Origin of the sequence: Limnobacter sp. (genome assembly GCF_036405155.1) — a bacterium.
In the GTDB taxonomy this organism is placed as follows: Bacteria; Pseudomonadota; Gammaproteobacteria; order Burkholderiales; family Burkholderiaceae_B; genus Limnobacter.
Genome location: NZ_DASWYD010000004.1, coordinates 314,733 through 327,204 on the forward strand (window position 1 = coordinate 314,733; position 12,472 = coordinate 327,204).

General features: G+C 58.6%; 10 protein-coding genes. 9 read left to right on the forward strand and 1 reads right to left on the reverse strand.

From position 1 onward, the window contains the following. The first annotated feature begins 54 nt into the window (after positions 1–54). The 3 genes from tkt (at position 55) to VGE55_RS05335 (ending at position 5,383) form a co-directional block, all read left to right on the forward strand. A complete protein-coding gene (tkt, locus tag VGE55_RS05325) occupies positions 55–2,076 on the forward strand; it encodes a transketolase (RefSeq protein ID WP_331130664.1) in 2,022 nt (673 codons plus the stop codon). Positions 2,077–2,101: 25 nt separating this feature from the next. Then, a complete protein-coding gene (gap, locus tag VGE55_RS05330) occupies positions 2,102–3,112 on the forward strand; it encodes a type I glyceraldehyde-3-phosphate dehydrogenase (protein WP_331130665.1) in 1,011 nt (336 codons plus the stop codon). 279 nt (positions 3,113–3,391) lie between these two features. Further along, positions 3,392–5,383, forward strand: a complete 1,992-nt coding sequence (locus VGE55_RS05335) for a S8 family peptidase (RefSeq protein WP_331130666.1) — start codon at positions 3,392–3,394, stop codon at positions 5,381–5,383. Here VGE55_RS05335 and VGE55_RS05340 read toward each other — a convergent pair. Then, positions 5,335–5,973, reverse strand: a complete 639-nt coding sequence (locus VGE55_RS05340; RefSeq protein WP_331130667.1) for a rhomboid family intramembrane serine protease — start codon at positions 5,971–5,973, stop codon at positions 5,335–5,337. The genes VGE55_RS05335 and VGE55_RS05340 overlap by 49 nt on opposite strands. 27 nt (positions 5,974–6,000) lie before the next feature. Between VGE55_RS05340 and VGE55_RS05345 the strand changes: the two genes are divergently transcribed. From VGE55_RS05345 to VGE55_RS05370, 6 genes are all read left to right on the forward strand, one after another. Then, positions 6,001–7,182, forward strand: a complete 1,182-nt coding sequence (locus VGE55_RS05345; RefSeq protein ID WP_331130668.1) for a phosphoglycerate kinase — start codon at positions 6,001–6,003, stop codon at positions 7,180–7,182. Between the two features lie 26 nt (positions 7,183–7,208). Continuing rightward, positions 7,209–8,660, forward strand: a complete 1,452-nt coding sequence (gene pyk, locus VGE55_RS05350; RefSeq protein WP_331130669.1) for a pyruvate kinase — start codon at positions 7,209–7,211, stop codon at positions 8,658–8,660. Between the two features lie 19 nt (positions 8,661–8,679). Next, a complete protein-coding gene (fba, locus tag VGE55_RS05355) occupies positions 8,680–9,744 on the forward strand; it encodes a class II fructose-bisphosphate aldolase (RefSeq protein ID WP_331130670.1) in 1,065 nt (354 codons plus the stop codon). Between the two features lie 80 nt (positions 9,745–9,824). Next, complete coding sequence (locus VGE55_RS05360; protein WP_331130671.1) at positions 9,825–10,721, forward strand: phosphoribosylaminoimidazolesuccinocarboxamide synthase; 897 nt, start codon at positions 9,825–9,827, stop codon at positions 10,719–10,721. 33 nt (positions 10,722–10,754) lie between these two features. Next, a complete protein-coding gene (purE, locus tag VGE55_RS05365; protein ID WP_331130672.1) occupies positions 10,755–11,276 on the forward strand; it encodes a 5-(carboxyamino)imidazole ribonucleotide mutase in 522 nt (173 codons plus the stop codon). A gap of 9 nt (positions 11,277–11,285) precedes the next feature. After that, on the forward strand, positions 11,286–12,470 hold the full coding sequence (locus VGE55_RS05370) for a 5-(carboxyamino)imidazole ribonucleotide synthase (protein ID WP_331130673.1): 1,185 nt from the start codon (positions 11,286–11,288) through the stop codon (positions 12,468–12,470). Positions 12,471–12,472: the final 2 nt, after the last annotated feature.

Genomic DNA, 12,472 nt, shown 5'->3' on the forward strand with positions numbered 1-12,472 from the left:
AAATTCGGTTTTTCCCGAACTTTGCCACAAGCAAAACTCAAAATCCCCAATCCTATGTCTTCTTCCTCCAAGAACATGGCCAACGCCATCCGCGCACTCGCCATGGACGCCGTTCAAGCCGCCAAGTCCGGACACCCCGGCATGCCCATGGGCATGGCTGAAATTGCAGTTGCCCTGTGGGCCCGCCACCTCAAGCACAACCCCCGCAACCCGCACTGGGCTGACCGTGACCGTTTTGTGCTGTCCAATGGCCATGGCTCCATGCTGATGTATGCGCTGCTGCACCTCACGGGCTACGACTTGCCGATTGAAGAACTGAAGAACTTCCGCCAACTGCACTCCAAAACCCCTGGCCACCCCGAAGTGGACATTACGCCGGGTGTTGAAACCACCACAGGCCCGCTGGGGCAGGGCATTGCCAATGCCGTGGGCATGGCGCTGGCCGAAAAGCTGTTGGCTGCCGAGTTCAATGAGCCGGGCTTCCCGGTGGTGGACCACAATACCTACGTGTTTTTGGGCGACGGTTGCCTCATGGAAGGCATTTCGCACGAGGCCTGTTCGCTGGCTGGTACGCTGGGCTTGTCCAAGCTCATCGTGATGTACGACGACAATGGCATCTCCATCGATGGCGAAGTGGAGCATTGGTTTGGCGACGACACCCCCAAGCGCTTTGAAGCCTACGGCTGGAATGTGATTGCCAATGTGGATGGCCATAACGTGGATGCGGTGGACGCCGCCATTGCGCAGGCCAAACAGAATGCAGCCTTGGACAAAGGCCCAACACTGATTTGCTGCAAAACAAACATTGGCCAAGGCTCACCCAATTTGGCTGGTACCGACAAAGTGCACGGTGCCCCCTTGGGCGATGCTGAAATTGCCGCCACCCGCGCTGCCATTGGTTGGGAGCACGCCCCATTTGTGATTCCTGCTGAGGTTTACCAGCAGTGGGATGCGCAAGTGGCCGGTGCTGCCCGCCAAGTGGCTTGGGACAAATTGTTCGATGCGTACAGCGCCAAATTCCCGGCCAAAGCAGCCGAATTCAAGCGCCGCATGGCCGGTGATTTGCCTGCGCAATTTGAGCAAACTGCTGCCCGCCTGTTGGCCGAAGTGGCCGCCAAAGGCGAAACCATTGCCACCCGCAAGGCCAGCCAAAATGCCATCACCTTGTTGGCTGCTGAGTTGCCGGAATTGCTGGGCGGCTCCGCCGACCTCACCGGTTCCAACCTCACCAATTGGCCCAAGTGCGTGGCTGTACGCCGCAACGCCGAAGGCTTCACCGCTGGCAACCACATCAACTGGGGCGTGCGTGAATTTGGCATGAGCGCTGCGTTGAACGGTGTGGCCCTGCACGGTGGTTACATTCCGTTTGGCGCCACCTTCCTGACTTTCTCGGATTACAGCCGCAATGCACTGCGCATGGCGGCCTTGATGAAAAAGCGCAATATTTTTGTATTCACCCACGATTCCATCGGTTTGGGTGAAGACGGCCCCACCCACCAACCTGTTGAACATGCTGCAACGCTGCGCCTCATCCCGAACATGGATGTGTGGCGCCCTGCGGATTCGGTCGAGTCCATGGCGGCCTGGAATGTGGCGGTGATGCGCAAGGACGGCCCCTCGTCCCTGTTGTTCAGCCGTCAAAACCTGCCGTTTGTGCCGCGGTCTGAAGCGGTGTTGAACAACATCGCCAAAGGCGGCTATGTGCTGCTGGACAAAGCCAATGCGCAGGTGACGCTGGTGGCCACAGGCTCAGAGCTTGAGCTTGCATTGGCAGCCGAAAAGGCTTTGGCCGAGCAGGGTGTGGCCGCGCGCGTCGTGTCCATGCCTGCCACCACTGTGTTTGACCGACAGCCAGCCGCCTACAAGGCCGAGGTGCTGGGCAACAAGCCCATCGCGGTGATTGAAGCCGGTATCACCGACGGTTGGTACAAGTACATGGTGCAAGCGGGCGTCAAGGGCACGGTGGTGGGCATGAACAGTTTTGGTGAATCGGCCCCGGCTGGTGCCCTGTTCAAGCACTTTGGCATTACAGCAGAACACTTCACCCAGGCCGCGTTGGCCTTGGTACAGGCATAACAGTTTACTTTCAAGGAGCTTTGTCATGACTATTCGCGTCGCGATCAACGGCTATGGCCGTATTGGCCGTAATGTGCTGCGTGCCCATTACGAAGGTGGTAAAAAGCACGACATTCAAATCGTGGCCATCAACGACTTGGGCGACCCCAAGACCAACGCCCACCTGACCCAGTACGACACCGCCCATGGCCGTTTCCCCGGCACCGTCACTGTGGATGGCGACTACATGGTTGTGAACGGCGACAAAATCAAGGTGCTGGCCAACCGCAACCCAGCCGAATTGCCTTGGGGCGAGTTGGGTGTGGACGTGGTGATGGAATGCACCGGCTTTTTCACATCCAAGGAAAAAGCCTCTGCCCACCTGAAAGGTGGCGCCAAGAAAGTGATCATCTCCGCCCCCGGCGGCAAGGATGTGGACGCCACCGTGGTGTTTGGTGTGAACCATACCGTATTGAAAAGCACCGACACCGTGATTTCCAACGCCTCTTGCACCACCAACTGTTTGGCACCACTGGTCAAGCCACTGAACGATGCCATCGGCCTGGAAACCGGCCTGATGACCACCATTCACGCCTACACCAACGACCAGGTGCTGACCGACGTGTACCACGAAGACCTGCGCCGTGCACGCTCTGCCACCATGAGCATGATCCCCACCAAAACCGGTGCAGCTGCGGCAGTTGGCTTGGTATTGCCCGAACTGAACGGCAAGCTGGACGGCTACGCCGTGCGCGTGCCGACCATTAACGTGTCGATGGTTGACCTCTCGTTTGTGGCCAAACGCGACACCACGGTTGAGGAAGTGAACAGCATCCTGAAAGCCGCGGCCGAAGGCCCGCTGAAGGGTGTGCTGGAATACAACGATGCACCCTTGGTGTCCATCGACTTCAACCACAACCCCGCTTCCAGCGCGTTTGACGCCACCCTGACCAAGGTCAGCGGCAAGTTGGTGAAAGTGTCCAGCTGGTACGACAACGAGTGGGGCTTCTCCAACCGCATGCTCGACACCACTGTGGCACTGATGAACGCCAAGTAAGCAATCCGCACTCAGCGGATACCCGAAAGCCGGTCCCTGTGACCGGCTTTTTTATTGCACCACTGGAATGCCCGTGCACCCCTATTTGTGGGGGTTGCCCCCTTTTGTGCACTCTTTAAAGCCCTCCACCAGCCGATCTTTCTGAGGTCGGTCCATTGCCCAATCACCAGGCCTTTAGAGCTGTGCTGAAAAGTAGACTCCGTTCTGCATTCTTTTCTCCGGATGGTGAATGCATCAAGACCGATAGCCTTGTTCGTAATCTGTCTTGAGAGTTCAGCAATGTTGACATTTCGCTCAGCCAAACATCATTTGAACTGGAATCGGCTCCTGGCCTTGGTGGCTGTGGTTCTTGCCTGGTTTCTGCTGGTCAGCAATGCCCATGCACAGCAGACTGGGGGCGCTCAGTTCATCATCAAACTGAAAAATGCGGTTGAGTTGAGCGCCACGCCGAGTGTGCGTCGACTTGAAAAAGACGGTGAGGCATTGTCTGCTGTGATGGCTCGCAACAACGTGGATGCGACTTGGGTGCGGGCCGGTACGGTGGGCACACAAGTCATGCGTTTTGGGCCCACTGTACGCCCATCCGATGTTCAAGCCCTGCTGAACCGCTTGGCCAGCGACCCCGATGTGGACATGGTCATGCAGGATCGGCCTGTGCGTATTCAAGCCACCCCGAACGAAAGCACCTACACCAACCAGTGGCATTTGCAAAGCACCAGTGGGCGGGGCGGCGCAAAGTTCAATCTGGCTTGGGACTTGATCAAGGGCAGCTCGAACGTGGTGATTGCCGTGCTGGACACGGGTGTGGTGTTTGAAACGCCGGACCTTGCCGGCCGCTTGCTGTCGGGTTACGACTTTGTGTCGGATGTAAACACGGCCAATGATGGGGATGGACGCGATGCCAACCCCGCCGACCCTGGCAACTGGATTACATCGGCCGAGTCTCAATCGGGCCCTTTTGCAGGCTGTGCGGTCAAGGACTCGTCCTGGCATGGCACCTTCGTCGCAGGCGAAATTGCAGCCAACACCAACAACAGCGCTGACATTGCCGGCGCAGACTGGAACGTGAAAATTCTGCCTGTGCGCGTGCTGGGCAAGTGCGGCGGTTATCTGTCGGATGTGTTGGACGCCATGTTGTGGTCAGCGGGTCTGGATGTGCCAGGTATTCCGCACAACAACACCCCAGCCTCGGTCATCAACCTGAGCTTGGGCAGCGCCAATACCTGCAGCTCGCTGGAGCAGGATGTGGTGAACCGCGTGACGGCTGCCGGTACTTTGGTGGTTGCGGCTGCTGGCAACGGTGGTGGTGTGGTGGACTCGCCCGCCAATTGCAGCGGTGTGATGGGCGTGGGTGCGATTGACCGGGATGGCAGCCGGGCTTACTACAGTGCGTTGGGCACCGGTGTTGCCTTGATGGCCCCGGGTGGTTATTACTACGGCTTGGTGGGGTTGGGCAATTCGGGTACTACCACACCCGCTTCGTCCACCTTGGTGTCCAAAACCGGCACCTCGTTCGCAGCGCCCTTGGTGGCGGCCACAGCCGGCTTGATGAAGGCCGTGAATTCAGCGTTGACGCCTGCCCAAATTGCCTCGGCCATCACCAGCACCACGGCCCCATTTTTGTCGCCAACAGGCCAAACCTGCCAAGCCAATTCCGGGTTTGCCACCTGCAATTGCACAACGTCCGTTTGCGGTACCGGCATGCTGGACGCCTACGCTGCGGTCAATTCCATTCGGGGCACCAAGCCGCTGGCCAATGCCTCGGTCACCGCCAATGGCCTGGGTACCAGTTCCTACAACGGCACTGCACCGCAGGAAAGTGCCAGCGCATCCAACCCTGTGTTGCTGCGTGGCTCGGCCAGCACGGCTCTGTCGGGCCGAACCATTGCGTCTTACTTGTGGGAGCAGGTGTCCGGTGCCCCGGTGATGAGTGGAACACGCTCCACGGCTGATGTGGATTTGCCGGCGGCCAACAGCACATCTGACCTGGTGTTCAAGCTGACCGTGACCGACTCTGTGGGCGAAAGCCGAAGCACTTTCACCGCAGTGCGCGTGGTGGCCAGCGGTGACAGCAGCAGCGCACCGACCAGCATGGGATCAACCACGCCCCAGAGCACAGGCTCAACCACGCCAGTGTCATCCGGTGGTGGTGGCGGTGGGGGCGGCGGTGGTGGTGGGCTGGGTTTGCTCGGTCTGCTCATACTGACCGCAGCAATGGCGCTTCACCGCGCGATACCCCGTCGAGCCAAGGCAGGGGCTGCTGCCCAATAAGCCAGCACACCTCCCAAAGCACCCCCCCGGTGGGCTTGTATGGCAATGTGGCCGCCCAACCAGGCATCGACCGGCATACCGGTGGATGCCTGTTTTGCTTCCAGGGCCAGTTTGATGAACAAGCCCACGGTGAGCAGCAGCAAGGGCCAGGGTGGGCGCGCGTTAACCAATGCAGCTTTTCCAGCCCGCCATTGTCGCCAAGCGCACAATAGCCCCACGACAAACACCGTGTGCAGCGCACCGCTGAGCCCCACATACCAATCCAGCGGTTCAACCCAGGTCAAATAAGCAGGCACAGCCAGCAGCCCCCACAGCAGGCCAAACCCCAACAACAGTGCAGGCGCAGTGCGCTCAAACCCCCAAAGCACCACACCCAAGCCAAGCAGGTTGAGGGTCAGGTGTGCCCACCCCAGGTGTACAAACTGCCCCAGCAGCATGTTGATAAAAAATGAATTCGATAAATCAAGGCCTTGCCCTTGTGCCGGCCCCCATGCCCATTGCGCAGCCAAAGCACACAAAGCCACGGCAAACCAGAGTGCCCACACTGTGAGCAAGGGCTTGACCGGTTTATAATTCGGGATTGTTTTCAATCAACCTTCCTTGCGAGTGTTCAAGCGATGCTGCGTTTTCTGCGTCTGACCGATCAAGCCGTCTCCAATCAACGTGTGCTGATCCGTGTTGATTTTAACGTTCCCGTGGATGCCGAAGGCAACATCACTGAAGACACCCGCATTCGCGCCTCCCTGCCCGGCATTGAATACTGCCTGAAAAACAATGCAGCCCTCATGCTGACCAGCCACTTTGGCCGCCCCACCGAGGGCGAATATGACGACAAGCTGAGCCTGGCCCCGGTGGCCAAACGCCTGGGTGAGTTGCTGGGCCGCGACGTGCGGCTGGTCAAAGACTGGGTCAACGGCGTCAGCGTGGCCGCTGGCGAAGTGGTGTTGCTGGAAAACTGCCGTTTCAACAAGGGCGAGAAAAAGAACAACCCCGACCTGGCCAAGCAAATTGCCGCCCTGTGCGACATTTATGTCAACGATGCCTTTGGCACGGCCCACCGCGCCGAGGCCACCACCCATGGTGCCGCCCAGTTTGCCAAGGTGGCCTGTGCTGGCCCTTTGCTGGCCGCCGAACTGGATGCCCTGGGTGCGGCTTTGTCTGCCCCCAAGCGCCCTTTGGTCGCCATCGTGGCGGGTTCCAAAGTGTCCACCAAGCTGACCATTCTCAACAGCCTGGCCGAAAAGGTGGACCAATTGATTGTGGGCGGCGGCATTGCCAACACCTTCATGGCGGCGGTGGGTTTGCCCATCGGCAAGTCTTTGGTGGAAGCCGATTTGGTGGGTGAGGCCAGGCTGATTATTGAAAAACTGAAAGCCCGAGGTGCAGCTGTGCCCATCCCCGTGGATGTGGTGGTTGGCAGCGAATTCAGCCCCTCGGCTGTGGCCACCACCAAGAAGGTCGAGGACGTATCGTCCACCGACATGATTTTTGACATTGGCCCCGAGACTGCTGAAGGTTTGGCCACCATTTTGCAAAACGCCGGCACCATTGTGTGGAATGGACCCGTGGGTGTGTTCGAGTTTGACCAGTTTGGCCACGGCACCGAGCGTCTGGCCCGTGCCATTGCAGCATCGTCGGCCTTCTCGATTGCTGGCGGTGGCGACACCCTGGCCGCCATTGCCAAATACAACATCGGTGAACAGGTCAGCTACATTTCCACGGGCGGTGGCGCATTCCTGGAGTTCCTGGAAGGCAAAGCCTTGCCTGCTGTTGAAATCCTCCAGCAACGCGCAGCCTGAGCCTCAACACCATGAGCACCCCCTCCATGACCCCATTCGCCGTTCGTCAAACCAAAATTGTGGCCACACTCGGCCCGGCCAGCACCTCCCCCGAAGTGCTGGAAAAAATGATTGCTTCCGGCATGAATGTGGTGCGGGTCAACTTCTCGCACGGCACGGCCGACGAACACATCGGCCGGGTAAAAACCGTGCGGGAGATTGCGGCCAAGCTGTGCAAGGACGTCGCCGTGATGGCCGACCTGCAGGGCCCGAAGATTCGCATTGGCCTGTTCGCCAACGGTTCAACGGTGCTGACGGAAGGGCAGGAGTTTTTGCTGGACGCCACCTGCAAGGAAGGTGACGACACCCGTGTGGGCCTGGATTATCCCGAACTCGTGAATGATGTGAAAGCAGGCGACACCCTGTTGCTGGACGACGGCAAGATCGTGCTCAAGGTGAAAAAGGTGGCTGGTTCGCAAATCACCACCGTGACCGAAGTGGGCGGCGTGTTGAAAAACCGCAAGGGCATCAACAAGCTGGGCGGGGGCCTGTCTGCCCCAGCACTCACATCGAAGGACATGGAAGACATTCGCACGGCGGTGGCCTTCGAAGCCGACTACATCGCGGTGAGCTTTCCCAAAAGTGGTGCCGACATGTACATGGCCCGTGAGTTGTGTCGTGCCGCTGGTGGACATGCCCTCATGATTGCCAAGGTGGAGCGCTGCGAGGCGCTGGAAAATCTGGATGACCTGATTCGCTCCTGCGATGGCCTGATGGTGGCCCGTGGCGACTTGGCGGTTGAAATTGGCGATGCGGCTGTGCCGGCTGCCCAAAAACGCCTCATACGCGCGGCCCGCGAACACAACAAACTCACCATCACCGCCACTCAGATGATGGAGAGCATGATTGAAAGCCCGGTGCCCACCCGCGCCGAAGTGTCGGACGTCGCCAACGCCGTGTTGGACGGCACCGACGCGGTCATGCTGTCGGCTGAAACCGCTGCGGGCAAGTTCCCGGTAGAAACCATCAAGGCCATGGCACGCACTTGTGTGGAAGCTGAAAAGTCTGCGCCAGTCAGCCTGGATGCCGATTTCCTGAATCGCAAATTCAAGCGGGTGGACCAGTCGATTGCCATGGCAGCGCTGTTCACCGCGCACCACCTGGAAGTGAAAGCGATTGCCGCACTGACGCAATCAGGTTCAACCGCGTTGTGGATGTCCCGCTTGAACTGCGGTGTGCCGATTTTTGCGTTGACGCCCGAAGAAAAGACCCGTCGCCGCCTCTCGCTGTACCGCGATGTACGCACGGTGATGTTGCAGTACGAAACCGAAGACCGCGAGCAGTTGTTGGCCAAGGCCGAAAAGGCGTTGCTCGATGCCAAGGTGGTGGAACTGGGCGACCTGATCGTCATCACCATTGGCGAGCCGATTGGCAAATCGGGCGGTACCAACACCATGAAAATTGTTCGCGTGGGCGAGCATATCGGACTATTGAACTGATTATTTTTGGAGACACACCATGCCACTCGTATCGATGCGCCAATTGCTGGACCATGCCGCTGAACAAGGCTACGGCATTCCCGCTTTCAACGTGAACAACCTGGAACAGGTGCAGGCCGTGATGGCTGCAGCCGATGAAGTCGGCGCGCCCGTGATTCTTCAGGCCAGTGCCGGTGCGCGCAAGTACGCGGGCGAACCTTTCATCAAGCACCTCATTCAAGCCGCTGTGGAAGCCTATCCACACATTCCCCTCGTGATGCACCAGGACCACGGCACCAGCCCCAAGGTATGCCAGGGCGCCATCGACCTGGGCTTTGGTTCGGTGATGATGGACGGCTCCCTGATGGAAGATGGCAAAACACCCGCCAGCTTCGACTACAACGTGAATGTCACCAAAACCGTGGTGGAGATGGCCCACAAAGTGGGTGTGACCGTGGAAGGCGAACTGGGCTGCCTGGGCAACCTGGAAACCGGTGAAGCCGGCGAGGAAGACGGCATTGGTGCTGAAGGCAAGCTGGACCACAGCCAAATGCTGACCGACCCCGAAGAAGCCGCCGTGTTTGTGAAGGCAACCCAACTGGACGCCCTGGCCATTGCCATTGGTACCAGCCACGGCGCCTACAAATTCAGCCGCAAGCCCACGGGCGACATTTTGGCTATTTCCCGCGTGAAAGAAATTCATGCCCGCATTCCAAACACCCACCTGGTGATGCACGGCTCTTCCTCTGTTCCCGCTGATTTGCTGGCCATCATCAACCAGTATGGCGGCAAGATGAAAGAAACCTACGGCGTGCCCGTCGAGGAAATTCAGGAAGCCATCAAGTACGGCGTGCGCAAAATCAACATCGACACCGACATCCGTTTGGCCATGACCGGCGCTGTGCGCAAGTTCCAAGTCGAAAACCCAGACAAGTTTGACATGCGTGAATGGATGAAGCCTGCCCGCGAAGCAGCCAAAGCCATTTGCAAACAGCGCTACCTGGAGTTTGGTTGTGAAGGCCAAGCCGGCAAGATCAAGGCGATCAACCTGGTGGACATGGCGGCCAAGTACGCCAAGGGCGAGCTGGCGCAAATCGTTCAGTAAATCCGGCACTGCCAGCCTGAATGAACACACCACGCGGGGTTACCCGCGTGTTTTACTTTTAAGATTCGGAAGTTTTGTACATGAGCACTGTGTTTGAAACCAAGCTGACCTCTCTGCCACTGCTTCACCGTGGCAAAGTGCGTGAAAACTTTGCGGTCGGTGACGACAAAATGTTGATCGTGGCCAGCGACCGTCTGTCCGCCTTTGACGTGATTCTCGACCAGCCCATTCCCGAAAAGGGCATGGTGCTCACGCAGATGGCCCAATTCTGGTTCGACATTCTGCACGACGTGGTGCCCAACCACCTGACCGGTATCAAACCTGAAGAAGTGCTGACACCCGACGAAGCCAAAATGGTGCGAGGCCGCGCCATGGTGGTGAAAAAGCTCAAGCCCCTCCCGATTGAAGCGGTAGTGCGTGGCTACATCATTGGTTCAGGCTGGAAAGACTACCAGGCCACCGGCGCTGTGTGTGGCATTAAGCTGCCAGCTGGACTGCAGATGGCAGCCAAGCTCGACGAACCCATTTTTACACCCGCCACCAAAGCGGCTGTGGGTGAACACGACGAAAACATCGACTTCGACACGATGTGCCAAACCATTGGCCGCGACTTGGCCGAGCAGGTTCGCCGTGTGTCGATTGCCCTGTACACCAAGGCCAGCGACTATGCGGCCCGCCAAGGCATCATCATTGCCGACACCAAGTTTGAATTTGGTCTGGATGAAGCGGGGCGCCTCACTTTGATGGATGAAGTGCTGACCGCAGACTCCTCGCGCTTTTGGCCCGCCGACCAGTATCAAGTGGGCATGTCCCCACCGTCCTATGACAAGCAGTTTGTGCGGGATTACCTGGAAAGCGTACCCGGCTGGAACAAGAAGGCACCTGCCCCCACATTGCCGCAGGACATCATTGACAAAACGGCAGCCAAATACCGCCAGGCCTACGAAGCGCTGACCGGCCGTGTTTGGCTGGGTTAATAACAATAAAACAACCACAGGGAACACTGCGCCATGGACGAAATGACCAAGATGCACACTTCAGACCATCCCAAAGTGGGTGTGGTCATGGGCTCATCTTCCGACTGGGAGGTGATGAAAAACGCCGTGCAAGTGCTGCGGGATTTTGGTGTGGATTACGAAGCCCGCGTGGTGTCCGCCCACCGCATGCCGGACGAAATGTTCACGTATGCAGAAACTGCGTTGGGGCGCGGCATTCAAGTCATCATCGCAGGTGCGGGCGGTGCGGCCCACTTGCCGGGCATGCTGGCTGCCAAAACCACACTGCCGGTGATGGGGGTGCCTGTGCCATCCAAGTATTTGCGCGGTGAAGACTCGCTGTTGTCGATTGTGCAAATGCCCAAGGGCATACCGGTGCACACGTTTGCCATCGGTGAAGCCGGCGCAGCCAATGCAGCCTTGGCTGCAGTGGCCATTTTGGCGCTCAACGACAGTGCCTTGCAGAAAAAACTTCAGGATTTCCGCGTCAGCCAGTCCAATGTGGCCCGTGAAATGGAACTGCCCCCTTTGCGGTGAGATGTTGGTATGAGCACACACAAATCGGTCGAGTTTAAAACGGCGCAACCCAACCAGTGGTTGGGTTTGCTGGGCGGTGGCCAATTGGGTCGCATGTTTTGCATGGCGGCGCAGCGCTTGGGCTACAAAGTGTTGGTGCTGGACCCCGCCACCAACAGCCCTGCAGGCTCAGTGGCCGATGGTCAGGTGTTGGCCGATTACCTGGACGATGCAGGCCTTGCCGAGTTGGCCCAGCGCTGCGTGGGCGTGACCACTGAATTCGAGAACGTGCCCGCACTGGCCATGGAAACGCTGGCGGCCAGCATTCCGGTCAGTCCATCTGCATTTTCCGTGGGTGTTGCCCAAAACCGGATTGAAGAAAAGTCGTACATCAGTGGTTGTGGCGTGCCCGTGGCACCGCATGCACCCATTCGCAAGGCCGAGGACATCACCAGCGACCTGGAAACCCTGTTGCCCGGCATTTTAAAAACAGCCCGCCTGGGCTACGACGGCAAAGGTCAGGTGCGGGTTAAAACCCTGGATGAGGTGAAAGCCGCATTTGCCAACCTGAACCAGGTGGAGTGTGTGCTGGAGAAGCGCCTCACCCTGTTGAAAGAGGTGTCGGTGATTGTGGCCCGCGACCACAAGGGCGAGTGCGTGACATTCCCGGTGGCCGAGAACCACCATCGCAAAGGCATTTTGGCCACAACGATTGTGCCGGCCCGCATCGATGATGTCATGGCCTCGCAAGCGCGCGCCAGCGCCATTTCCATTGCCCGTGCGTTGGACTATGTCGGTGTGCTGTGTGTGGAGTTCTTCGTGGTGGAAGGCATGGGTCTGGTGGTGAACGAGATTGCACCGCGCCCTCACAACAGCGGCCATTATTCGATTGATGCCTGCGTGACCTGCCAGTTTGAGCAGCAAGCCCGCATATTGGCTGGTTTGCCCTTGGGCGATACCCGCCAGCACAGCCCGTCTGTCATGGTTAACCTGTTGGGCGATTTGTGGTTTGATGCGCAAGGCAATGAGCGTGAGCCCAACTGGCCCGGTGTGTTGGCCATGCCCGAGGTGAAGCTTCACCTGTACGGCAAAGAGCAGGCCCGCGTGGGCCGCAAAATGGGGCACATCACGGTGGTGGCCCCCACGCTGGACCGCGCGCTGGAAGTGGCCGAGGCTGTGCGCAGCCTGCTCGGCATTGGCGATGACGACGATTAATA